The 25,583-nt window shown below is 37.1% G+C and carries 24 protein-coding genes and 1 pseudogene; all 25 read right to left on the bottom strand.

Annotation, left to right across the window (positions count from 1 at the left end; translation table 11 throughout):
* Positions 1 to 29: 29 nt before the first annotated feature.
* Positions 30 to 443: pseudogene (locus tag ACFSFW_RS04760) on the bottom strand (recombinase RecA family protein); the annotation flags it as partial.
* A gap of 324 nt (positions 444 to 767) precedes the next feature.
* Entirely contained in the window at positions 768 to 974 is a 207-nt protein-coding gene (locus tag ACFSFW_RS04755; protein ID WP_388035602.1) for a hypothetical protein, read from the bottom strand.
* 269 nt (positions 975 to 1,243) lie between these two features.
* Positions 1,244 to 1,891 carry a DsbA family oxidoreductase gene (locus tag ACFSFW_RS04750; RefSeq protein ID WP_388035599.1) on the bottom strand — a complete coding sequence of 216 codons (648 nt, stop codon included), beginning with the start codon at positions 1,889 to 1,891 and terminating at the stop codon, positions 1,244 to 1,246.
* Positions 1,888 to 2,079, bottom strand: a complete 192-nt coding sequence (locus ACFSFW_RS04745; RefSeq protein ID WP_304215501.1) for a hypothetical protein — start codon at positions 2,077 to 2,079, stop codon at positions 1,888 to 1,890. The genes ACFSFW_RS04750 and ACFSFW_RS04745 overlap by 4 nt, the downstream gene beginning before the upstream one ends.
* Before the next feature lie 135 nt (positions 2,080 to 2,214).
* On the bottom strand, positions 2,215 to 3,129 hold the full coding sequence (locus ACFSFW_RS04740; RefSeq protein ID WP_388035596.1) for a VOC family protein: 915 nt from the start codon (positions 3,127 to 3,129) through the stop codon (positions 2,215 to 2,217).
* A gap of 95 nt (positions 3,130 to 3,224) precedes the next feature.
* A complete protein-coding gene (locus ACFSFW_RS04735; protein WP_304215506.1) occupies positions 3,225 to 4,472 on the bottom strand; it encodes a competence/damage-inducible protein A in 1,248 nt (415 codons plus the stop codon).
* Positions 4,473 to 4,489: 17 nt separating this feature from the next.
* Positions 4,490 to 5,068 carry a CDP-diacylglycerol--glycerol-3-phosphate 3-phosphatidyltransferase gene (pgsA, locus tag ACFSFW_RS04730; RefSeq protein WP_304215508.1) on the bottom strand — a complete coding sequence of 193 codons (579 nt, stop codon included), beginning with the start codon at positions 5,066 to 5,068 and terminating at the stop codon, positions 4,490 to 4,492.
* Positions 5,069 to 5,158: 90 nt separating this feature from the next.
* Positions 5,159 to 6,067 (bottom strand): helix-turn-helix domain-containing protein, encoded by a 909-nt coding sequence (locus ACFSFW_RS04725; protein WP_304215509.1) that lies wholly within the window; start codon positions 6,065 to 6,067, stop codon positions 5,159 to 5,161.
* 99 nt (positions 6,068 to 6,166) lie between these two features.
* Positions 6,167 to 6,952: a YmfK family protein gene (locus tag ACFSFW_RS04720; protein ID WP_099355313.1), complete on the bottom strand. Its 786-nt coding sequence runs from the start codon at positions 6,950 to 6,952 to the stop codon at positions 6,167 to 6,169.
* A 174-nt stretch (positions 6,953 to 7,126) separates the two neighbouring features.
* The gene (locus ACFSFW_RS04715; protein ID WP_099355314.1) at positions 7,127 to 7,369 is read right to left on the bottom strand and encodes a DUF3243 domain-containing protein; all 243 of its coding nucleotides are present in this window, start codon (positions 7,367 to 7,369) and stop codon (positions 7,127 to 7,129) included.
* A gap of 106 nt (positions 7,370 to 7,475) precedes the next feature.
* The gene (gene ymfI, locus ACFSFW_RS04710; RefSeq protein WP_304215513.1) at positions 7,476 to 8,201 is read right to left on the bottom strand and encodes an elongation factor P 5-aminopentanone reductase; all 726 of its coding nucleotides are present in this window, start codon (positions 8,199 to 8,201) and stop codon (positions 7,476 to 7,478) included.
* A gap of 53 nt (positions 8,202 to 8,254) precedes the next feature.
* On the bottom strand, positions 8,255 to 9,541 hold the full coding sequence (gene yfmH / locus ACFSFW_RS04705) for an EF-P 5-aminopentanol modification-associated protein YfmH (protein WP_304215514.1): 1,287 nt from the start codon (positions 9,539 to 9,541) through the stop codon (positions 8,255 to 8,257).
* Positions 9,541 to 10,821 (bottom strand): EF-P 5-aminopentanol modification-associated protein YfmF, encoded by a 1,281-nt coding sequence (gene yfmF, locus ACFSFW_RS04700; RefSeq protein ID WP_388036026.1) that lies wholly within the window; start codon positions 10,819 to 10,821, stop codon positions 9,541 to 9,543. Before yfmF ends, yfmH begins: the two co-directional genes overlap by 1 nt.
* 180 nt (positions 10,822 to 11,001) lie before the next feature.
* Entirely contained in the window at positions 11,002 to 12,471 is a 1,470-nt protein-coding gene (locus ACFSFW_RS04695; protein WP_304215519.1) for a sodium:solute symporter family protein, read from the bottom strand.
* A 251-nt stretch (positions 12,472 to 12,722) separates the two neighbouring features.
* Entirely contained in the window at positions 12,723 to 13,676 is a 954-nt protein-coding gene (locus ACFSFW_RS04690) for an ABC transporter permease (protein ID WP_099355320.1), read from the bottom strand.
* Position 13,677: 1 nt separating this feature from the next.
* Complete coding sequence (locus ACFSFW_RS04685) at positions 13,678 to 14,742, bottom strand: ABC transporter permease (RefSeq protein WP_304215521.1); 1,065 nt, start codon at positions 14,740 to 14,742, stop codon at positions 13,678 to 13,680.
* The gene (locus tag ACFSFW_RS04680; RefSeq protein ID WP_304215523.1) at positions 14,739 to 16,265 is read right to left on the bottom strand and encodes an ABC transporter ATP-binding protein; all 1,527 of its coding nucleotides are present in this window, start codon (positions 16,263 to 16,265) and stop codon (positions 14,739 to 14,741) included. Before ACFSFW_RS04680 ends, ACFSFW_RS04685 begins: the two co-directional genes overlap by 4 nt.
* 121 nt (positions 16,266 to 16,386) lie before the next feature.
* Positions 16,387 to 17,496: a BMP family lipoprotein gene (locus ACFSFW_RS04675; RefSeq protein ID WP_304215525.1), complete on the bottom strand. Its 1,110-nt coding sequence runs from the start codon at positions 17,494 to 17,496 to the stop codon at positions 16,387 to 16,389.
* Between the two features lie 106 nt (positions 17,497 to 17,602).
* The gene (locus tag ACFSFW_RS04670) at positions 17,603 to 18,328 is read right to left on the bottom strand and encodes a GntR family transcriptional regulator (protein ID WP_304215528.1); all 726 of its coding nucleotides are present in this window, start codon (positions 18,326 to 18,328) and stop codon (positions 17,603 to 17,605) included.
* A gap of 205 nt (positions 18,329 to 18,533) precedes the next feature.
* Positions 18,534 to 20,864: a DNA translocase FtsK gene (locus tag ACFSFW_RS04665; protein WP_388035584.1), complete on the bottom strand. Its 2,331-nt coding sequence runs from the start codon at positions 20,862 to 20,864 to the stop codon at positions 18,534 to 18,536.
* Between the two features lie 223 nt (positions 20,865 to 21,087).
* Entirely contained in the window at positions 21,088 to 21,297 is a 210-nt protein-coding gene (locus tag ACFSFW_RS04660) for a YlzJ-like family protein (protein ID WP_099362967.1), read from the bottom strand.
* Entirely contained in the window at positions 21,294 to 22,049 is a 756-nt protein-coding gene (locus ACFSFW_RS04655; protein ID WP_099355327.1) for a ClpP family protease, read from the bottom strand. Before ACFSFW_RS04655 ends, ACFSFW_RS04660 begins: the two co-directional genes overlap by 4 nt.
* Before the next feature lie 118 nt (positions 22,050 to 22,167).
* On the bottom strand, positions 22,168 to 23,037 hold the full coding sequence (dapA, locus tag ACFSFW_RS04650; RefSeq protein WP_099362968.1) for a 4-hydroxy-tetrahydrodipicolinate synthase: 870 nt from the start codon (positions 23,035 to 23,037) through the stop codon (positions 22,168 to 22,170).
* Positions 23,038 to 23,172: 135 nt separating this feature from the next.
* On the bottom strand, positions 23,173 to 24,414 hold the full coding sequence (dapG, locus tag ACFSFW_RS04645) for an aspartate kinase (protein ID WP_304215535.1): 1,242 nt from the start codon (positions 24,412 to 24,414) through the stop codon (positions 23,173 to 23,175).
* Positions 24,415 to 24,443: 29 nt separating this feature from the next.
* Entirely contained in the window at positions 24,444 to 25,496 is a 1,053-nt protein-coding gene (gene asd, locus ACFSFW_RS04640; protein WP_388035578.1) for an aspartate-semialdehyde dehydrogenase, read from the bottom strand.
* Positions 25,497 to 25,583 lie beyond the last annotated feature (87 nt).

The raw sequence follows: 25,583 nt of genomic DNA, 5'->3' as shown, positions 1-25,583 counted from the left end.
GGTTTCTGTGGATATTAAGCAGCAATTTTACCAAACATAACCCCAATTTTTTCACGGACCTGGTTAATGAAAATTGCAATTGTATTTGATTTATTAATTGCACCTGAAAGCTTACGTAATGCTTGTGACATTAAGCGGGCTTGTAGACCCATATGGGAATCTCCCATTTCACCTTCAATTTCTGCTTTTGGAACAAGTGCTGCAACAGAGTCAACTACTAAAATATCGACTGCACCACTACGTACTAATGCTTCAGCTATTTCTAATGCTTGTTCACCAGTGTCAGGCTGCGATAATAATAGTTCATCAATGTTAACACCTAATTTTTGTGCATATGCTGGATCAAGCGCATGTTCCGCGTCAATAAACGCTGCTTGTCCACCAGTTTTTTGTACTTCAGCAATCGCATGAAGTGCTACAGTTGTTTTACCAGATGATTCGGGCAGGATTGTTATACACAAGGCTTTTTATCCTTGCTTCTGGAGGTCACCCTCATCACCATTTGCCTCTGGTAACAAATGGCTACAGTTAGTCATTTCTAACTCAGCTCAGCGTACATATTCTCCCTCAGCATTATCTGTTAGGGAAGGGACACTCTTGCCAAGATTATATTCTATTCTTTCAAATAGGTTCACTTGGTACGCGTTACGGTGTTATGAGCTCTTTACTTCTCATAATTACCTCGGAATCGTCTCGATAATGAGATGTTTTCCGATTTTGCCCCTTTCCTCTTATCAGTTTCCTAATAAGCGGGCGATAGTTGCTTCTTATACAACCTGTTCACCATAAATTTCAATAATTCTTCCTCTTGGATATCCTCCAACACCTAATGCTACGTCTACTGCTAGTGAACCACTTGATATAGTGGAAATTCTACGATCAGTTTGTTCTCCAAGCTTCATGATTGAGCCCTTACCAAACTGTTTCTCTATCTGCTTTAATGCCATTTCTAAGGCCGCTTGACGATCACTCACTATATTTCCTCCTTTATTCGTGAAACTATTATTACTATACAATGTTTTGTTCGATTTGCCAAGCAAAAAGTCGAACATTTATTCGCTTATTTTTATTAATAGTTTTTTCCCTTAAATCCAATTTTTGATAGTCCAAAATCATATTTTCAAAGAGATAGAGACCAACAAATTTGAATTTTAGCACTTCAAAAATAGTAAATCGATGATAAAAAATGACGTAAGCACATGCACTTACGCCATTTTTATAAATGTTTACAAACGATTCTATTCTATTTCTTGGAATGTTCTTCTTCCCATACCTTATCCAGAACTTGATTAAACACTTCAACTGGTTGAGCACCAGAAACAGCATACTTGTTATCAATTACAAAGAAAGGAACACCTTGTACACCAACCGAACGCGCCTCAGAGATGTCATTTGTCACCTGATCAGTATGTTCTTTACTTTCCATGACTTTGCGTACTTGCACCCCATCAAGACCTACATCTTCAGCCAAGCGAACAACTGTTTCTGTGTCGCTTAAGACTTCACCTTCAGTAAAATGGGCAGCATAGAAACGATTGAAAAATTCATTTCCTTTTCCCTGCTCCTTTGCATATTGAAAAACGCGATGTGCATCATATGTGCTTGTAAGTTTAGCTTTATCATAGTTGATCTCAACACCAGAATTTTTAGCCATGTCTGTCACTTGTTTAAGCATTGCTTCGGCCTGTTCTAATGGAACTCCTTTCATACTAGAAAAGGTTTCAGCATAATTTTGACCAGGAACATATTGCGCATCTGGCATAAGTAAAAAGCTTTTATATTCTATTTCAACATCTTTTGCATGTGAAAAACTTTCTAATGCTTTATCTAAATGGGACTCCCCGATAAAACAGAAAGGACATACAAAATCTGACCAAATTGTTATTTTCATTCTTTTCCCTCTTTCTTTTGATTTACTGGACCACAAATTCCAGTATTAATATCACAGACGAACCCTGAGGAACTGTCAAAGTCCAAGCTTTTTAATTTCTTGATGCCATTTAGTTCTTTCAAGGCCCCATTAACATCTTTTCCATCTGTTGAGGATGCTTCAGATTTAGACTGCTTGTCATTTAACATCATGTATTCCTCCTTTTCAACAATATGATTATTGTAAATGATATTTTATTTGATTTCTAATAATTGAACTGAGATGTAAATCTAATAAACATGAACTAGTGCTTCTAAACAAATATGTAACTAGTTGTATTTTCATTAATCCTTGTATACTTTCTGTAGCTCTCCAAGATCTAGTTTTTTCATTTTTAGAATTGCCATATTAACTCGTGCAATTTGTTCAGGTGTAGCACTGCTCATCATCTTGTCCATTTCTCGAGGTACAATTTGCCATGACAATCCATTCATATCTCTCAACCAGCCACATTGCTCGGCTTCTGGAACCGCAGACAGCTTTTCCCAATAATAATCAATTTCTTCTTGTGTATCACAATAAACCATAAATGAGATTGCTTCGTTGAAATTGAATTCATGTTCTTCAGCACTGTCCATTGCGGCAAACCACTGGTTCTCAAGCATGAAATCAGAAAACATGATAGTTCCTTCTCGATTAGGTTCCATATTGTGAGGATAGCGGACGATTTGGCACTTCTTTGAGTTCTTAAATACCGATAAATAAAAATTAATCGCCTCCTCGGCTTTTCCACACTTATCTCCAACAAACAATAACGAAGGCACAATTGGAGGCCGTCTCTCACCTTCTGGATTGGTGAGAATTAACTGCCATGACAAACCAAACTTATCTTGAACCCAACCATATTTCTCACTAATTAAATACTTATCAAGTGGTATTAATACCTTACCACCTTCTGATAATTTGATCCACACTTCATTCAGCTTCTCGCTTGCGTCTTTTTCTTGTGCAGGATCAAAATTGACAATGAATGATATCGATGGATTGAATTTAAAAAAAGGGCCAGCACTTATTGCCATAAACTTCTGTCCCAACAACTCAAATGAAACTAAATCGGCATCTCCTGAAGGTGTATCGTGAAGTGTTATTATATTTGTAATTCTTGAGTCTGGAAAAACGGAAGCATAAAACTCTGCTGCTTTTTTCGCCTCCTTGTCATACCATAAGTGTGGAACGATATGTTGATTAGTTCGTATCATTGTCTTTTCTCCTTCATCTTTTTCTCTATATATTACCCCATTTGATTCTATAAAAAAAAGACGATCCACCAGGATCATCTTGTAAAAGTGAAAAATCAGTTTTTCTGTTCATTTAATAATTGCAGTAAATAATAAAAACCATATTTAACCGTTCTAGCTCGAATACCTTGACGGGAACCGGCTAATTGCAACGGAAATACCTTAGTCGGTTGATCTAAATAAGAAATCCCAATATACACTGTCCCTACTGGCTTTCCTTCCGACTCACTTGGACCTGCTACACCTGTAAAACTAATCCCTATATCGGATTTTAAAAGTTTCTTTACGTTCTCCGCTAGCTGTTCTGCTGTAGAACTGCTAACAGCCCCATCTGTATCTAGGGTTTCTTTCTTAACATGAAGCACATGTTCTTTCACTTCGTTTGTATAGCAAACTATGCCACCCTTCACAACTGCTGACGAACCCGCTAGATTGGTGAGCTCCTCAGAAAATAAACCACCCGTTAAGCTTTCCGCACTCGCAATTGTAAGCTTTGAAGTTTTAAGCATATTCATGAGTTCATTAACAAGTGAAGTCGAGTCATACCCGTATAAGAACTTACCTACTCTTTTTACTATTTCAGCCTCGGTACGATCTAGTAGTTGATTTGCAACATCAAGCGAGTTATGTTTTGCTGTAAGTCTAAGTGTAACTTCACCATCGCCAGCTAATGGGGCAATTGTAGGGTTTGTTTGATTGTCAATTAAATCCTCAATCTCTGTTTCAAGTTGTGATTCTCCAATCCCGAAGAAACGCAGCACCCTAGATTCAATTCGCTCTACTACACCAAGTGATTTTAATAAGAATGGTCCACCGTAAGAGAGGAACATCGGATTCAGCTCTTTTGGTGGTCCAGGAAAGAGCATATATGTAATCTTATCAACTTCAAATCCCATTCCAGGAGCCATCCCATGGTCATTTGGAAGGATTTCAGAACCCTCAAGTACAAGTGCTTGTTTTTTATTATTCTCGGTCATATGGCGATTGGTTTTCTTAAAGTAATCTTCAATACTCCGTAAGGCAGCTTCATCAAATACAAGCTGTTTACCTACTACCCTTGCAATTGTTTCTTTTGTTAAATCATCCTTTGTAGGCCCTAAACCACCAGTAAAAATGATTAAATCTGAACGAGATTGAGAGATTTTTATTGCATCCTCTAAACGGTTGGGATTATCACCAACAACTGTATGGTAATACACATTGATTCCAAGCTCAGCAAGCTGTTTGGAAAGAAACTGCGCATTCGTATTTGCGATTTGACCTAAAAGAAGCTCAGAACCTACAGCAATTATTTCAGCATTCATTGAAGAACCACACCATCCTATTTAGAGTTTGCAAAGACACCTTTGTTTTTCGCAAAATAATCCCAACCAGACACAATTGTAAATATAACTGCTACCCAGAGTGCAATCATGTCAAATGGGATAGAAAGATATTCAAACGGCCAGTTATGTAATAATAATGCAGAAACAGCTACTACTTGAGCCCACATTTTAATTTTCCCGAGCATTTTTGCTGCTGAAACCTCTCCACCCTCGGCTAGTAATAAACGTAAGCCAGTTACCGCAAATTCCCTACTTATAATAATAACAACCATCCAGGCAGGTGCTAGTCCAAACTGAACTAAACTAACTAATGCAGCTGATACAAGTAGCTTATCTGCAAGAGGGTCTAAAAACTTTCCAAGGTTTGTTACTAAATTATGCTTTCTTGCCAAATGACCGTCAATCCAATCAGTGCTAGAAGCAACAATAAAAATAATCGCTCCTACTAAATGGGCAACGGGAATGGACATAGAGCCAATCGAAACATCACCCCAGCCAAACGGAACAAACATAACAATTAAAAAAAGTGGAATTAAGCAAATTCTTGCTACCGTAATCTTATTTGGTAAATTCACAATCTTATACCTCCAACATTTACTAAAATTCTTATAATAGTGATAATACCATTTATACGAAACAAAAAGCCATCATAATGATGACTTTTGTTATTCTTCAGTTCCTTGAGTATACTTTATCGTAATAATTTGACGAACAATCTGGCCCGTATCAAATGGATACGTAAAAGGCTCTCCATTGATTTCGACTTGAAGATCAGAGGACCTTCCAACTGTTAAAATCACTTCAGTTTGATTTGTTAAATCAACCTCTTTAGTTGCGCCATTCGCAATGGTATCATAAATAAATCTTTCGTTTTGGCGATTTTGAAGTGTGACCCAAGATTGACCAGCATCTGCCGCCGTTACTTTCACCTTAAATGAATCTGCATTTTTCAACTCAAAGGTTGCAGTACTGGAACCTTTTTCAACCTCTATAAGCTCCTGAGCAGGAGTTTCTTCCACAGGTTCCTCTTCTTCTGTAGGGGTATTATCCGTTTCACCGGCTACCTGCTCCCCTTCTTTCGGCTCTTCTTTTTGTTGATCTTGAACAGGAGGTGGTTCATTTGATTCGTCGTATTCCGTTTCCTGACTCTCTAGTTGTGTTTCTGGTTCTTCGGCAACATCCTTTTTAGAAACAAACCAGTAGATTGTCATTGCACCACCAAGAAGAAAAAGAGCCAATATGATGATTGGTACTTTATCAACAATTTTCGAATTTGTTGTAGAAATTTGTCTTCTTGATTGCACTCTTGATATTTGTTCAGGAATTTCATCGTTATTTGTACCAGGAATTTCTGACTTGTACTCTTCAAATAATTCTTCAGGGTTAAGTCCCACAGCCTCAGCATATTGCTTAATGAATGCACGGACATAGAATTTACCTGGCATAACATTATAATTTCCTTCTTCAATCCCAACCAAATACCTTTTTTGGATTTTTGTAATTTGCTGTAAATCATCAAGGCTTAAATCTTTATGCTCTCTTGCTTCTTTAAGCCGAGATCCTAATTCAGTCATTTTTTTCACCTACCAATTCCGGGATACCTATTGGTCTATTCGCGTTCATAATACTAGCATTTTTCTCTTTTTCAGTAAAGGATTAATCGATTAATAAATTCAAAAATTAAAACCGGAAAAATCAGAACTAGAAAACTGTTGGTCTTCTATATCGTATGTAATTTCCTCTTCAGGATTATTTCGAAGTTCAATAATATAGTCAAAATCATTCAACGTATACTCTGTATGACGTACAAATATATCCGGATGCTCGACTAATTTAACAGCGGGCAGTCTCATAATTTCCCTAACAAGCTGTAGATGCCTTTCAGTTGCCCTTCTTGTTGAAACAATGCCATCAATAATAAAAAGATTATCAGCATTATATTCATCCTGGATTAATTCATTTCGCATCGTTTGTTTCAATAATGTCGATGACACAAACAACCACTTTTTATGCGCACAAACACTAGCAGCAACAACTGATTCGGTTTTACCAACCCTTGGCATACCCCGAATTCCAATTAACTTATGACCCTCTTGCTTAATCAGCTCTGCCATGAAATCAACAAGCAGCCCCAATTCATCACGCGTAAAACGGAAAGTTTTTTTATCATCAGCGTCACGTTGAATATATCGTCCATGTCTAACAGCAAGCTTATCACGAAGCTTCGGTTCCCTAAGCTTTGTAACGGTTATCGTATCCATTGTATGTAAAATTGATTCAAGTCTCTCAATTTGCTCATTGCTATCACTTAATAAAAGCATGCCCCTTCTGCGATCGTCTACACCATTTATTGTAACAATATTTATCGAAAGCATTCCTAGTAAGGAAGAAATATCCCCTAGGAGTCCTGGGCGATTTTTTGCTATTTCATATTCCAAATACCACTCTTTTTTCTCCAAGTGTCCCAGCCCCTCATACAATCAGTGGTTAAAATTTCCAACTATGAAATATTGCATCATTATTATTATAAACTAATCAATTCATATTTTATAGAGGGGTATAAAAAATTTGAGGGAAATTTACTTAAATAAAAAAGAGAGGAAAATCCTCTCTACATTCATCTACTACCAAACCTATTGGACAAGTTTAATCATTACATTTGCAATCGCTTGTTGCTCTTCTTCAGAAGCAACGGTCCAGAGGTCCCGTAATACTTTTTCCTGAGCATTTTTTGGCTCTACTTCATTAGCTAGGTAATCACCTAATTGTTGAGCCATATTACTGATAACTTGTTGGTCCATTCCTTCAGATTTAGCATGCTGCAAGCGATCACCTAAAAAATCTTTCCACTCTTCAAAATTGTCTAGTACTGACATAAGTGACCCTCCTTATAAGGTTAATACAATGTTAGTTTGTCGATTGCAAGCTAAATTATTCATTGAAATTTATGTCGCGTTTTCTCATTTGCACTTATTAAAAAAACTAACAATGCCAACCACCATTTACAGACAAAACTTGTCCAGTTATATAAGAGGCTTTGTCGGAGAGTAAAAATCCAACTGTATTTGCTACCTCAATTGGTTCGCCAATTCTCCCCATTGGGATCTCTTCACTTATACCTTGTAAGTCTTCTTCAGTGAACTCCTGGAGCATATTTGTATTGATCGCACCGGGTGCGACCGCATTCACTCGTATTCCACTTAACGCAACTTCCTTTGCTAATGCTTTTACAAACGAGAGTTGACCTCCCTTTACCATGGAATAAAGCACTTCACAAGATGCTCCTGTTAATCCCCAAATGGATGAAATAACGATGATATTCCCACTTTTTTTCGTAATCATAGTAGGAAGAAGGGCTTGCGTTAACATATAAGGTGTACTTACATGGAGCTGCACCATTTGATCAACCGTCTTTTGATTAAAATCAGTCATTAGTCCAAACACGCTTTTCCCTGAATTATGAACTATTGTGTCAATTGGGTGCTTTAATTGAGTAACCACAGATTCCACACCGTCTTTTTGACTTAAATCAGCTTTTACGAGATATGATTCTACACCTTTACTAACCAAGTCTTCCGCTAAATTTTTTACCGCCTTTTCATTTTCGTTGTAATGTAGGTATAACGAATAACCTAAACTGGCAACTTCTTTTGCAATAGCGCTTCCGATTCCTCCACTGGCACCTGTAATTAATGCGTATTTCTTCATATTCATTTCCCCTTAAAAAAGCATCCTTTTGGTAAAGGATGCTTAAGCATTTACTACTTTTTAGGTATTACCTGACACTCCGTCATTCTAATTTCATCGAAAATTTCATTTCCAGTTTTCGTTATATCATCAACAGTTATACTTTCCATTACAGGAACGACGTCAAATAAATTCATATCATTAAATGCATATCTTGTAAACTGGTTTGCAATATAATCTGGTGAGTTTAAGGAACGTAAAAATGCTCCAATCTTTTTCTTTTTAACACGGTCCAATTCTTCTGAAGTGATCCCTTGTTTTTTACTTGAGAGCATAATATTTCGTAATTTTGCTGATAATTCATCGGGATTTGAGGTATCTCCTCCCACAATCGCAAAACCAAATCCTTGTTCTTCCGTGTAATCATATGAAAAAGTATCATCAATTAAGCCTTCATCATACAATGCCTGATAATGCTTGGAACTTTTTCCAAAAAGCCAATCCAAGAGAATCGTCATCGATAATTCTTGTTTAAGTAATTCGTCACCTTTACGTGAAGGATTTAGAGCCTTCACACCAACCATACACTTTGAAGATTGGACGTTCATTTCTAGTACTTTCTTCTTTTCGTTTACTTCAATTGGTTCGTCCTCGAAATGGCGTTTGATTTCAGACTGGTCCTGATAATCTTTTTTGGCTTGATTAGATTTGATTTGCGCCATAATTTTTTCCGGGTCAATCGGACCAACAACAAATAGAACCATATTACTCGGATGATAAAAGGTTTCATAGCATTCGTAGAGCATATCTTTTGTAATTTTGGCAATGGAATCAATTGTTCCAGCAATATCAATTCGGACCGGATGATTTTTGTACATATTTTCAATTACACCGAAATAAAGTCTCCAGTCAGGGTTATCATCGTACATTGTAATTTCTTGACCGATGATTCCTTTTTCTTTTTCAACTGTTTTTTCTGTAAAATAAGGACTTTGGACAAAGTCAATTAATGTTTCTAGATTTAGTTCAACATTGGATGTACTCGAAAAAAGATAGGCTGTTCTAGTAAATGATGTGAAAGCATTCGCAGAGGCACCTTGTTTACTAAAGTCCTGAAACACATCTCCATCTTCTTTTTCAAATAACTTGTGCTCTAAAAAATGAGCAATCCCATCAGGAACTGTCGTTAATTCATTCTTCCCTAATGGTACAAATTGGTTATCAACTGAACCATAATTAGTCGTGAAGGTTGCATATGTTTTATTAAATCCTTTTTTCGGAAGGATGTAGACGTTAAGACCATTATCAAGTTTCTCGTGAAAAAGAACCTCTTGAAGTTGATCAAATGTGATTTTATCCATTATGACCGCCCCTCCAATCCAGTAAGGAAGTAAATCGTATCAAGTTCGACTTTCTTGGCAACATTGACTACTTCCTCCTTTGTGACTGCTTCAATTCCAGCTATCCAATCCTCAAGCTTTCTTGACTTCTGTGAAATAACATTATGATATAAAACTTCAGCGATACCACGGGATGTATCGATTGTTTCAAGTAACTGATTTCGAATGACGGCTTTTGTTTGAGCTAGGATATCCTCTGTAAAATCTCCATCAATCATTGCTTTCATTTGTTCTTTGATAATGGTTACTGCTCGATCATAATTATTTACATCAATCCCGGACATCACCATCAGAAGACCCTTATGACTTTCCACCCTTGATGCTGCATAGTATGCAAGGCTTTCTTTTTCTCGAACATTTATAAATAATTTTGAGTGTGAAAAACCACCATAAATTCCGTTAAACACTTGAAGAGCATCATAGTCTGGGGCACTATAAGTTGTATTTGTTCGATAGCCGATATTGAGCTTACCTTGTTTTACATCTTGGTTTTCGATTACTTCATTCACTTTTTCAACCTGCTTGGTTTTCGATTCAATTTGTGGACGTGTGCTACGCTCAGAAAACGTAAATGTTGATGAGACCACTTCTTTTACTTTATCAGGTTCAATGTTTCCGATAATATATAGATCAATTTCATCTTCAGCCAATGCTTTTTGATAATAATTATAGAGAGTTTCTGCAGAAATACTGTCTAGATCTTCAATTCTTCCATTCACATGAAGGTGATAAGGCTCATCCTTACACATTTCTTCAACTAAACGTAAATTTGAATATCTCATTTTATCATCATAGACAGCTTGAATTCGTTGTTTAAGGCTTCGTTTTTCTTTTTCCACGACTTTGCTTTTAAAAGCGCCATTTTCTGTTACAGGAGATAGTACAATTTCCTGCAACAAGGTGATTGCTTTGTCTAGCAAAGGTGATTGATCTTTTAAAAATAACTCATTTGCTATTTCCACGAAAAAAGTAATAATATGGTGTTCCCCTTTTTTTGCTAGATCCACATATAATACAGCACCATATAATTCATCTAAATAGGAGCGCAAACTCGTTGTTGAGGGGTAGCTAGGTGTTTCACTTTGCAATACATATGGAAGTAATGCTCTTTGGGTAACATATTCCTCTTCCAGCGGGGCTTTCATTCTAAGTACAATTGTATTCGTTTTAAATTTATCTGTTTTAACCGTATGGAGCGTGAAGCCGTTTAATTTATGCTCATTTTCATCCAATAAAAACATCTTATACATAGCCTCCTTTTTGGTCATAGCAAAACACTATATGGCTATATTTTAACCAAAACTAATTTTTAATCTTAGAATCACTATAACCTCAAATTAGTAATAAATTCAAGTTTCACCTCCTAAAATTTTCTTAATAAAGAAAAACAAACCAGTACTAGTACTAGTTTGCTAATTAAATCATTGATTTTTTGAAAGTTCACTTTTTAAATACGATAAAAATTCATTCGCTTTCTTTTCAGGTGGTCTAGTTGCAAGACTCACCCCTACAAATAACACAATAGAAAGAAGCAGTCCCCATACACCTGACCCATAGCCAAATGGTTTATACTTCATAGCTTCAAGCAATATTACAACTAATCCACTTATCGTAACACTAGTCATAACCCCTATTGCGGTGCCTCTTTTCCAAAAGAAAGCTCCGATAATTGCTGGAACCACTACGATTAAACCTGCCGACGATGCAACAGAAAGAACGGCAATTAGATCTAATTGTAATTCTGCGAATCCATAAGCGAGAATTGCGATGACAGGAATAATGATTTTCCCTACCTTTAATTGTTGTCTTTCATCCTTCGCTTTAGAGGACATGCCATATACATCTCTCGCAAAAAGAGAAGAAAGGGTTAATAATATCGAATCGATTGTAGAAATAGCTGCTGCCATAATCGCTACCATGACGATCACCCCTAAAACGACTGGAACATGTTCGGAAGATAGAAGATTAGGCGTTGCTACATCCGGATTCTCAAGTCCTGGGAATAATAAAATCGCCGAATATCCCCACATTACCGATACAATCGTATAAATAAAGCCGAATACGAGGAAACCTAATAACATTTTTCGTAAACTTCCTAAAGATGAAGGCATATATAAACGCTGACTCACCTGAGGATTAGAAAGACTGAAGAAAATCCATGGAATGGTTAATGATAAAAAGGTAGGGAAACTAAAGTACCCATTCCCCGGTACTGTTAATGAATCTGGATGACTTGTCCGCAATTCGTTGAAGAAGCTACCAAACCCACCTAATGCATTTACTAATAAAATAACAACTAGGCTCGAGGAAACAATCATCACAAGCGCCTGGAGGGAATCTGTCCACATGACAGAGCGAATTCCAGAAATATATGTAAAAATTAGTGCTAAAATAGTTGCAATAATCGCTCCAGTAGTGAAGCTTATCTCCCCATTTGTAATCCCTTGTAATAAATACCCCACACCCGCTAATTGAACGGCGCTATATGGAATTAGAAAAATACAGCTTGAAATCGAAATTATAGCCGCAACCCTTTTATCATCGTAACGATCCCCTAACATCTCAGACGGTGTCACATAGCCAAATTTCTTTCCGACAATCCAAAAACGAGGTCCAAAAAATGCAACAAGAGTAACCCCCATAAAATAAACAATTTCAAAACCTAATGCACCTACACCACCACGATAGGTTAAACCAGCTAGTCCAACCATCATAAAAGCACTATAAGTCGTTGCGCTATAACTTAAGGCGGACACAAAACCGTTCATTTTTCGGTTCCCTAAAAAGTAGCCCTCCATATTTACTTGCTTTTCACTTCTTGATAAATAGGCGATAAAAATTGACATCACAATATAAATGGCAATTCCCCACCAAACATAAGTAGCACTCATCAATCCTCACCTCCAGTTCCGTGTCAGAATGTAATTTATTATAATAATGACTAATGCCAAAACAATCCACAATAGAAAACTGCCGTACCATGCGGTTACATCTGTTAAAAAAACATAAGGAATGATATAGGCTAACAGCACTAAGAAGAGGCATAATAGCCCCCAAAACGATTCTTTTTTGCTCATTATTGTCCTCCCATTTCAATTTAAAAAAGGAATGACACTTCTGCCATTCCTTTAAAAGTATAATCTTATCGTTTCCCAGAATCAAATGGTTCTCCCGCTGCTTTAGGTGCTTGAGAAGATTTAGAAAAGATAACCAATGCAATTAAAGTTACCACATATGGGAAGATCTTTAATATGATTGGTGGGACAACTGCAAGCTCTGGGATAACTTGTGAAACGTTCGCAACTGTACTTGCAAAACCAAAGAATAAAGTTGCTCCAAGAATCCCAAGTGGTTTCCATTGTCCAAAGATTAAAGATGCAAGTGCCAAGAAGCCTAAACCTGAAACTGTTCCAGTAAACTCCCCTGCATACGTTACGATGATAAGTGCCCCTCCCAAGCCTGAAAAAGCACCTGAAAGTATAACACCTAGATAACGAATCTTTCTAACGTTTACACCAGCTGCTTCTGCTGCCTGTGGAAATTCACCACAAGAACGTAATCGAAGCCCTGTCTTTGTTTTATATAATACGAACGAGCTTATTAATAAAACAAGTAAGATAAACCAAGTAGTTGGATAGGTTTTCGTAAAAAACAAATCTCCAATAACAGGAATCGAGGATAGCCCCGGAATATCTGTTGGTGTAAATCCACTAGTAATACGAATATTCCCACTACCTGTAATATTTCTAGCTAAAAATACGGTAAGTGCACCAGCAATCATATTGATAGCAGTACCACTGATAATTTGGTTGGCATTTAAGTTAATGCTAGCAAATGCGTGTAAAAGAGAAAAGAGGATTCCCACAATCGCAGCAACTAATAAACCGATCCATAGAACTAAATTATGGTTTGACATTGTATCTTGAAGATAATAGATCGTTAGGGCACCTGCAAAAGCTCCAAAGATCATAAGCCCATCTAAGCCAATGTTAACAACACCACTTCGTTCACTGAATAGTCCTCCAAGTGCTGTTATTAGAAGAGGGATTGTAAAAACAATTGCGTATGGAAAAATCTGTTCAACTAAAGCCCACATTTTACGCTTCCTCCTTTTTCACAGCTGAACTGTCAGTACGACGTTTTTTAAACTTATTCAATAAGCGCTCAATTAATATACTCGTAGCAGCGAAATAGATAATAATAGCTATAATGGTATTTGCAATCTCTGGAGGGATTTCCGTCATTGCATTCATAAACCCTGTTCCAGAATAAAGGATTCCGAAGAATACTGCCGCAAAGAACACACCGATCGGACTGTTTGCTCCTAACAATGCTACTGCTATACCATCAAAACCTTGAGATGGTAAGATACCGATTTGCATGCTCGTTGCATTTCCTGTATACATCGCAACACCTGCGAGACCAGCTAGTCCACCAGAAATTAGCATAGATAAAACAATATTTGTATTTACACGCATACCAGCATATTCTGCAGCATGACGGTTGAAACCAACTGCTTTTAATTCAAATCCCAACGTAGTTTTGTTGATGATAAACCCAACAATGATAACCGCAATAACACCTAAGAATAAACCTAAGTTAATATAAGACCCTTGGAACATATCTGTTAAAAATGGTGCTCTTAACGTTGCTTCGTCTGGTAACTTTTTTGATTCTGTTTCAAGGAATTCACCTTTGAAATAACCAGGAACTACATAATATACAGTCCAATAAGCAACCCAGTTCATCATGATCGTTGAAACAACCTCATGAACATTGAATCTTGCTTTAAGTAATCCTGGTATAAATGCCCATAGAGCGCCACCAAGAAATCCTACTAAAATCATTACAAGGAGAAGAATTGGTCTCGACCAGTCAAATGTTAAGCCAACTGCAGTTGCTAGCAGCCCACCTATCAGCATTTGACCAGAGGCTCCGATATTAAATAAACCCGTACGGAAAGCAAAAGCAACCGATAAACCAGTAAAGATCAATGGTGTTGCTGTCGCCAATGTATCCCCGATTCTTGATATATTTTTTAATCCGCCTTGGAAAAGGTAAGCATACCCTTCAAAAGGATTACTACCGATAAATAACATTAATAATCCACCGGCAATTAGCCCCAACAGTACCGCGATTAATGAAATAATTGTATTTCTCATACGCTTCTCTCCTTACCTACACCCGCCATCATGAGGCCAACCTCATTTTCGTTCGTCTCTGAGGCATTAACAACCCCAATGAGTTCACCGTTGTTGACGATGGCAATTCGATCAGATAGCTGCAATACTTCATCTAATTCGAGTGAAATTAAAAGTACCGCTTTTCCTTTATCTCGATGAGCGATCAATTGTTGATGAATATATTCAATTGAACCAACGTCTAATCCACGAGTTGGTTGAACAGCTACTAGCAATTCAGGATCTAATTCAAGCTCACGCCCGATAATCGCTTTTTGTTGGTTACCACCGGATAAGGTTCTTGCAATTGAAACTTCTCCTTCACCTGAACGCACATCGAAGTTTTCTAGAATCTTCTTTGCATACTCTTTCATTGCTGATACATTCAGAAGTCCATGTTTTGAAAATGGACGTTTATTATATACCTCTAACACCATATTGGATTGAAGTGTGTAATCTAAAACAAGTCCACGTTTTTGTCTATCCTCCGGAATATGGGCAATCCCTTTATCAATTCGTTGACGGACAGGGAGATTCGTAATATCTTCCCCATTTAATAGGATTTTTCCTGACTCTGCCTTGCGAAGTCCTGTAATCGCTTCCACTAGCTCAGATTGACCATTTCCTTCAACACCAGCGATCCCTACTATTTCACCTTTCTTAACAGTCAGTGAAAAGTTCTTTAACCCCATTACTTTTCTGTTATTTTTCACAGAAAGAGAATCTATTTCTAATACCATTTCACCTGGTTTGCTTTCTTCTTTATCAACTTTAAATGAAACATGTCTACCAACCATCATTTCAGCTAAACTAGCTTCACTTGAATCAGCAACATTAACTGTTCCAATATATTTTCCACGACGAATAACTGTACAGCGGTCTGCAACTGCTTTGATTTCCTTTAATTTATGAGTAATGATAATGATTGATTTTCCTTCTTTAATTAAATTACGCATGATTTTCATTAATTCATCTATTTCATTTGGAGTTAATACAGCTGTAGGCTCGTCAAAAATAAGCACATCCGCTTCCCGGAAGAGCATTTTCATGATTTCAACCCGTTGTTGCATACCGACTGAAATGTCTTCTATTTTCGCATGCGGGTCGACATTTAGCCCATAATATTTTGACAATTCTTCAATACGTTTTGCAGCACTATCAATATCAAGGACCACACCGCCCTTTAATGGTTCGCTCCCTAATATGATGTTTTCAGTAACTGTAAAATTATCAACAAGCTTAAAGTGTTGATGCACCATACCAATCCCTAGACGGTTTGCCACATTAGGGTTGTTAATATGAACTTGTTCACCATTTACCTTAATGATTCCTTGTTCCGGTTGATACATCCCAAATAATACGCCCATTAGCGTGGATTTCCCTGCCCCATTTTCACCAAGTAGAGCATGTATCTCTCCCTTTTTCAAAGTAAGAGTGATATTATCATTTGCCACAATACCAGGAAATTCCTTCCTAATATTCAGCATTTCTACAACATATTCCATAGTAGCACTCACCTTTTTAATAGACTCAAATCCTTTTTACACCAGACTTGTGTAGATATTGACATTTGAGGTTATATACAAAAGAGACGGATGAAAACAACCGTCTCTTTTTCAACTAATCTTACTTGATTAAATTACCTTGTTCACCGGAGACTTTGATTTCATCAGATTTAATCTTTTCAAAAATCTCTTTAACTTGGTTGACAGTTTCTTCGCTTAAGTTAGGATTTTCTTCTGGAATACCAACTCCATCATTTTTAACATCATATGTTAGAGTTTCTCCACCAGGGAATTTTCCATCAAGCTCTTGTTCAATTATTTCTTGAGTTGCATGTGCAAGCTTCTTCATTGCAGATGTTAAAGTAATTGATTTTTCACCTTCATAAATTCCTTCAGAATATTGGTCAACGTCAACACCGACCATCCAAACTTCTTCTCCTGCTTTAGCGCGGTTTTTAGCTTCAGTAAACGCACCTACACCAACACCACCAGCAGCAGCAAAGATTACATTTACACCACGGTCATACATTTGAGCAGCAATTTGTTGACCAGCTGCTGAATTATCAAATGAACCTTGATATACTACATTGTCTTCTTTAATACTAAAATTCGTTCCTAGGTTTTCATTTGCATAAGCTATACCTTGTTGGAAGCCCCAGTTGAATTTTTGAACAGCTGGAATTTCCATACCACCGATAAATCCAGCTTCTCCTTCTTTTAATTCAAGTGCAGTAGCTACACCAGCTAAGAAACCAGATTCATGTTCAGCAAAAAATACTGCAACACTGTTGTCAGCAACTGCTGGAACAAAGTCACCTTTGTGTGGGTTACCATCTAGAATGACGAATTTTGCATCTTCATATTTAGATTGTGCTTGATAGATTGCAGTTTCAAATTTAAAACCTGGTGCTACGATGAATTTATAACCTGCATCGTAAAGGTTGCCCATCTCTTTTAAGTACTCTGCTTCAGTTGTACCTGCTGGCTTAAGATATTTTTCTTGAATGCCAAGCTCTTCTTTAGCAGCTAGAATTCCTTCCCATGTACCTTGGTTAAATGATTTGTCATCAATTGTACCTGCGTCAGTTACCATACCTACTTTAAGATCGGCACCTTTATTATTACCTTCTCCTGAACCTGTTCCTTCTTCGTCTGCGCCTCCACATGCACCTAATAATGTACCAGCTGCAAGAAGAAATGCAAGACCAAAACCAGCTTTCTTTTTAAACATGGATTAACCCCCTATAAATTTTAATAAAAAACAAATCCTTACTTTAAATATCTGTTAGTAACGGATTACTTATTCACCTCCTTAAAGTTTGCTTTTTACTTACAATTTATAACACACGTTTTCTAACGACATGGAATGAAAACTTATCCGCTCTAAAATAGTTTTGTGAAAAAAGAATTGGTTCATCTTTTTCATCATAATGCATTTGTTTTAATAACAATAATGCTGTCTCAGGGTCACAGTTTAAGATTGGCGAAATCGTATCGTGATACCCAATCGGCTCAATATAGGTAACCGCGTAGGTTATTTTTCTTCCTGCTTTTTTTTCCAATAAATCAAAGAGAGATTCCTCATGTGAATAATTGGCTGGTAAATTTTTTGAAAGAATTTTGTCTATACAGTACACAACAGGCTCGCCATTTGCGGTACGGACTCTTTCTATTTTTGTAAGTTCTTCAGTTTCCGGACAACTAAAACTCTTTATGTCATTATCCGTAGGTTCTTTTACCGTTCTCGATAGAAAGATCGTCCCAGGTGACATACCAGCTTGAATTATCATATCTGTAATACTACTTATTTGCTCAATTCCTGAATTAAACAGAGGTTTCGCATTTACAAAGGTACCTACACCATGTCTTCTAATAATGACGTTTTCTTCTTCAAGAATTCGCAACGCTTCTCTTAAAGTTGCTCTACTAACTCCTAATTGCTTTGCTAAGAGAAATTCTGATGGTAGTTTTTCTTTCTCTTTGTAGACACCATTTTCGATATCAAGTCTGATTTGATCTATTACTTGCAAGTACAATGGTCGATTATCTAACTTGATAGTCATATGCTACTCCTCCATTTTTATGTATAGTCATCAGACCTCTGATGTTAGACCGATGTTAATCCGAATTAAATATATCATCTTTTCAAAAAGAAATAAATAAGAATTGCGTAATTTGTCGAAAAAAAAGAAGAGCAGCCGCTCCTCTTTTGTCAAGAATAAGTCAAATGACACTTGCTTTTCAAACTGGAACTTTACTCGAAAAAAACTAACTTCCTACTTCTTCATTTTTTGAAGAAATTAGCACTGCTCTTGGCTTGCTACCCTCGTAAGGGCCGACTACACCTCTTGCTTCCATAGCGTCAATCAATCTTGCAGCTCTTGTATAACCTACTCGAAATCTACGTTGTAACATTGAGACAGATGCCGTTTGCATTTCAATTACAAGCTGAACAGCATCATCATATAATTCATCATCCACTTCTTCTGTTGTTTCAACGGTATCGGTAGGAATCATTTCTTCTTGATATTGAGCTTTTTGCTGGGCAATTACAAAGTTAACAACCTCTTCAACTTCGTCATCTGATAAAAAGGCTCCCTGAACACGTACAGGTTTTGATGCTCCAACAGGTAGGAATAACATATCACCTCGTCCTAACAGCTTTTCTGCTCCACCCATATCTAAAATCGTTCTTGAGTCAGTTTGAGACGATACACTAAAAGCTATTCGGGAAGGGATATTAGCTTTAATAACCCCTGTGATAACATCTACTGATGGTCTTTGTGTTGCTATGATTAAGTGAATTCCAGCAGCTCGTGCCATTTGTGCTAGACGAGTGATAGAATCCTCAACATCAGTTGAAGCGACCATCATAAGATCTGCTAGTTCATCTACGATTACAATAATATAAGGAAGAGTTGGTTGTTTCGCCTCTTCTTCACTATTATGGCGACGAACATATTCATTATAACCTTCAATATTTCTTGTGTGGGTATGGGAGAATAATTCATATCTTCGTTCCATTTCATTTACGACTTTCTTAAGAGCTTGTGACGCCTTCTTAGGATCGGTCACAACAGGAGCTAATAAATGTGGTATTCCATTATAGACATTTAACTCAACCATTTTCGGGTCAATCATCATCATTTTTACTTCATGTGGTTTGGCCCTCATAAGCACGCTAGTAATGATGCCATTAATACAAACACTCTTACCACTGCCTGTTGCACCTGCTACTAACAAGTGAGGCATTTTGTTTAGTTCAGCGAATTTTGCTTCACCTGAGATATCCCGGCCAAGTCCAATTAACAATTTAGCATCTGAGCGCTGGGGTTCAGTATCTTCAAGTACCTCACGTAAAGATACTACAGCAATTTCAGAATTAGGAACCTCGATTCCAACTGCCGATTTTCCAGGAATTGGAGCTTCAATCCGGATATCTTTTGCAGCTAATGCTAGGGCTAGGTCATCACTTAAATTTACGATTTTACTAACTTTAACACCCACATCCGGGTATACCTCATATTTAGTTACAGCAGGACCAAGGTGGACTTTTGTAACCTTTGCCTTTACACCAAAGCTATGGAATGTTTTCTCTAGCTTTCTAGCATTTTCATAAATATTTTCATGTTCTGCGCTTTGACTAGTTTGCTTTGGTGGATGTAGCAACTCAATCGGTGGTAGCTCATAATCAACATTCTCAAGCTCACCTTCTGTAAAGGTGATTGGCATCTTTTCATCATTATCTTCTTCTGCGACTTTTTGTTTTTGCTGATGTTTTTCAGGTTGAGCAACTTGTTCTTTTGTGTAGGCCTTATCCGCAAAGTTTGAAATAATCGGTTCAATAGGAATTTCAACAGGTGCTTCATCGATATCATCATCTGTTGAAACTTGAGCATCCTTACTTTTATGCTCCTTTTTCTTTTTCTGCTTTTCTTTTTTAGGCTGGTTCTTGCGTTGATGAAACCAATTCACTATGTCATCCATAAACGCTATCCATTGATTTCGTATAAATGAAACAACTGGGCCAAAGATTTTTGCAATTGTATCGTGAAGTGATTTTCCAGTAACAAGTACACCACCAATGACGATTAAAAAGACAGAGATGATTTTTGTCCCCGCTTCATCAAATAAAAAATAAGAAGCTGCAAAAAGGATTGATCCAATCATTCCTCCGCCTAAATCAGTAGTACTTGTATCACCATTTACAACAGCCCAAAACATGCTCCAGGTATTTTTAATAACACTCGGATCAGTAAATTTGCCTTCGTTAGTTTGTAAATTAAATAATGGAATATGACTTAATAACAGCATGGCGCTTATAATTAAGTAGACACCAATCAATTGCCTAGTAATCACTTTCGGTAAGGATCGATTCCAAATAATATAAAGTGAAATAAGCAATAATCCAATTAATCCAAGAATGTCCCAATTTCCAAGGAAAAATCGAAATAAATAGACAAGACCTGTTCCTACCGTTCCAAGTCTTGCTAAACCAATACAAGCTAAAGCTAGTAATAATAATCCTAGCAATTCAAATTTAAGAGTTTTTTTCCACTCATCTTTCCGCTTCGACTGTCTACGTTTTCGTTTTGCCATACTACACCTACTCTACCTATCAATAATAAGAAAGAAGCAGCCACATTATGGCTGCCTACGTGATGAAATTAGTTAAATTATAGCACATTATACCAATTTAGGACAATTGATGAAATGATAGGTTTAATTCTATAAATGTTCACTTTAGCAACCTTTCGTCCCAGCCTGAAACGTCTTGTCAAACCAATGATTTCACAAGAATCAGCAATTAATGTTTTGTAAACTATAATTTGATTTTCTGCCCGGGCGAGTATCTTCCGTCTAAAAAGTGCTGTGGGTCAGTACTCATAACTCTTTCAATTGTATATTCACCATTTTGGGCATGGCTAACAGCAAGTGAAACACCGTTAATATCGACATACTTAAAATTACTTTCTTCCATTTCAGTTTGTGGATAAATTAGCTCTTGTGGCATCATAGTATATAGAATCATTGAATCATCTGCCCGCTTTCTTCCGTAACATTTCTCTCATCAATTAACTGATTTAGTTTCTTAATCGCCTGTCCAATTCCACCAATTTCATTAATTAGGCCATATTTTACCGCATCAGAGCCTATAACATTGGTTCCAATATCCCTTGTTAAATTACCCTTCGAAAACATCAATTCCTTGAACTTATCTTCGGTTATTTGCGAATGCCCTGTAACAAAATTAACCACGCGCTCTTGCATTTTATCTAAGTACTCAAACGTCTGAGGTACACCGATAACTAGACCCGTTAGTCTTACTGGATGGATTGTCATCGTCGCCGTTTCAGCCACAAAAGAATAATCACAAGCCACGGCAATTGGAACACCTATCGAGTGACCGCCTCCTAAAACAATTGAAACAGTTGGTTTTGAGAGCGACGCAAGCATTTCTGATATTGCAAGCCCTGCCTCAACATCTCCCCCAACTGTATTTAAAATAACTAATAAACCTTCAATTTTTGGGTTTTGTTCAATCGCAACAATTTGAGGTATAACATGTTCATATTTAGTTGTTTTATTTTGAGGAGGTAATTGAATATGTCCTTCAATTTGACCAACAATTGTAAGGCAATGTATTTTACTGTCATTTGACATTTGAGGGACATTGGTTTGTCCTAGTTGTTGAATCTTATCAACTAATGATGAGCCCTTTGTTTCATTTTTATCCTGATCCCCTTGTGGTTGATCTGCATTTATGTATTGATTATTATTCATCGTATTCTCCTTTCAACCCATTTACCATTTAGTATAAACACATGGTTCTATTTCATTCTCGAAAGTGGGTGAAAGAAAAAAAGCCAATCAGTAAGATTGACTTTTTAAACATGTTTTTTTATTTCCCTATTAATTTTGTTAATTCAATTCGTTCTTGTTCGTTTAACGGAACTAGTGGTAAACGAACAGAGCCAACGTCTAATCCTTTGATTTGAAGAGCTGTTTTTACTGGAACCGGATTTGGTGCCGTAAATAGTCCCTTCATAATTGGTAGAAGTTTTTGATGGTGTCTAGCTGCCTCAGTATTGTTTCCTGTTAAAAATGCTTTTACCATTTGCTGCATTTCATTACCAATCACGTGGGCAGCAACTGAAACAACACCTTTTGCTCCAATAGAAAGAGCCGGCAATGTGATCCCATCATCCCCACTGTATAAATCAAAACTTTCATCAGTATTCGCAATTATTTCAGTCATTGCTTCAAGGCTTCCACTTGCTTCTTTAACAGCAACGATATTTTGTATCTTCGACAATTTAATAATGGTTTCTACTGACATATTAATAACCGATCTACCTGGAATATTGTAAAGCATAATAGGTAGTTTTGTACTTTCAGCAATTGTTTTAAAATGCTGATAAAGTCCTTCTTGACTTGGCTTATTGTAATATGGAACAACAAGCATAATTGCATCGACACCGGCTTCTTGTGCTTTTTTTGATAACTCCATGGATGCATACGTATTATTGCTGCCTGTTCCTGCTATTACTGGAACTCGACCATCGACAACTTTTACAACGTGACGGAAAAGAGCTACTTTTTCCTCGGAAGATAACGTAGGAGATTCACCAGTTGTCCCTGCTACAACCAGAGATTCTGTACCATTATTTATTAAATAATTAATCAACTGAGTTGTTTTACCGAAATCGATATTTCCTTTATTATCAAATGGTGTCACCATAGCTGTAGAGATTCTTCCAAAATCAATCATGCTTTTACACCTACTCCCATCAATTACGCTAGGCTTATTTACTAAAAACCTAGGCTTGCTCTAAAAAATTATATATGAAACAAATATGTTAAAGAAAGGGACTCCTCCATCACGGAGGTTCCCTTAATTGTCCCTTTAAAAGTCTACCACTTCTGCTCCAACAGGTCCATCAGATAAATGGAATGCTTTATGAAGTGCGTTAATAGCTTCCTTCATTTCAGATTCTTTAACAAGTACCCAAATGGTTGATAGACTATCTGCTGATTGCAAGATTTGAATTCCTTTTTCTGAAAGTGCTGTTACAATTCGTGCAGTCACTCCAGGTACGCCGTTCATTCCCGCTCCAACAGTCGCAACCTTCGCACATTTTTCAGTTACCTGAGGTTCATAACCCAATTCTTTAAGTTTATTAACCGCGCGGGCTGTCATTTCTCCCGAAACCGTATAAACAACACCATTGGGTGTGATGTTAAAGAAATCCACACTTATTTTTTCATTGGCCATTGCCTTAAATACTTCTGTTTGAAGATTATATTGGCCTTTTTTTGCTTGAACTTTTAATTGCGTTACATTTGTCACGTGTGCAATACCTGTAATTAATCGATCCTTAACCTCGACACCTCGACGTTTATCAATTGTTGTTACAAGTGTTCCAGGTGCATCCGAATATGTTGAACGCACCCTAATGGGTACCTTTGCATCCATCGCAATCTCAACTGCGCGTGGATGAATGACTTTTGCACCTTGGTATGCCATGTTCACGATTTCGTTATATGTGACGACTGATAATGGCTTCGCATCACCAACAATCCGTGGGTCTGCTGTCATAACACCTTCTACATCTGTAAAAATATCAATCCACTCAGCTTGTAATGCAACTCCAAGTGCCGCAGCAGATGTATCACTTCCACCTCTACCTAATGTCGTAATGTCACCTACTTTAGAGATCCCTTGAAAGCCTGTGACTACTACCACATCATGGGTTTCGAGTGTTTGCAGCAGACGGTCACACTTCATTTCAATAATTCTAGCATTTGTGTGATCACCATTGGTCCGGAAACCCGCCTGCCCACCATTTAAAGCAGCTGCAGAGATCCCAGCTTGATTTAACATATTGGTAAAAACGACACTAGAAATGATTTCACCGCAGGACACGAGCATATCCATTTCCCTATCACTAATAGTTGGATTTTGCTCCCCCACTAAGCTTAAAAGTGTATCAGTTGCGTATGGGTCACCCATTCTCCCCATAGCTGATACAACGACAACTACTTTATATCCATCCGAGACGGCACTTTCAATATGTTTTTTTGCTCTTTCCCTTGATTCTTCATCCCGTACTGAGGTTCCGCCAAATTTTTGAACAACGATATTCATGAAACCACCTCATGTTTTGGTTCAAACGATTATTTTGCTACTAAGCCTAGCTTTATAAGACTGCCAGCAATTTGTACGGAGTTCCATGCAGCGCCTTTTAGTAGATTATCAGATACTACCCACATATGGAACCCATTATCTTGGTCTAAGTCTTTTCTGATTCTTCCTACGAACACATCTTTTTTACCAACTGCATGAATTGGCATTGGGTACACTTGCTCTGCTGGATTGTCTTCTAATACAATTCCTGGTGCAGAAGATAATAATTCTTTTACGTCTTGTGCAGACACATCATTTTGTGTTGTTTCAAAATAAACAGATTCTGAATGTCCTGTTTCAACTGGTAAACGAACACAAGTTGCAGCTACATGAAGATCAGGTAAATGCATAATCTTCTTAGTTTCATTAATCATTTTCATTTCTTCAAAAGTGAATCCATTATCCTCAAATTTATCGATTTGTGGAATCGCATTAAAAGCAATTTGGTAATGCTTTTTGTCACCTTTTACAGGTAAGATCTTTGGAGTAACTTCATTACCTTCGATAATATCCTTCGTTTGCTCATTCATTTCTTGAATCGCAGCAACTCCGGAACCTGAAACTGCTTGATATGTTGAAACAATAACCTTGGATAAACCATAAGCCTTACGAATTGGTTCTAAAACTACAACCATTTGAATGGTAGAACAGTTTGGATTTGCAATAATACCATTGTGTTTCAAAAGGTCATTTTCGTTTACCTCAGGTACTACTAATGGTACATTTTCATCCATTCTAAATGCACTTGTGTTATCAACTACAATTGCACCTCGCTTAACTGCTTCAGGAGCAAGTTCTTTTGATACTCCTCCTCCAGCACTAAACAAAGCAATATCAACACCTTCAAATTTTTCCGGTGTTGCAACCTCAACTGTTATTTCTTTACCCTTATACTCTATCTTTTTACCAGCAGAACGTTCTGATGATAATAAAGTTAATTTAGTTAATGGAAAATCCGTTTCTTCAAGTGTTTTGATCATTTGCATTCCTACAGCACCTGTAGCACCTACAACCGCAACATGTAATTCTTTTTCTACTGTCATTTGATATTCCCCTTCCTAGTATTACTAGAACGTCTAATTTACGTTTAATGATATATATTTTACCACATACAAGTACTAAAGGAGAGA

Source organism: Ferdinandcohnia salidurans, assembly GCF_042680725.1.
In the GTDB taxonomy this organism is placed as follows: domain Bacteria; phylum Bacillota; class Bacilli; order Bacillales; family Bacillaceae_L; genus Ferdinandcohnia; species Ferdinandcohnia salidurans.
Note: the sequence above shows the minus strand (reverse complement) of the source record. Positions and strands in the feature narration are given on the sequence as shown.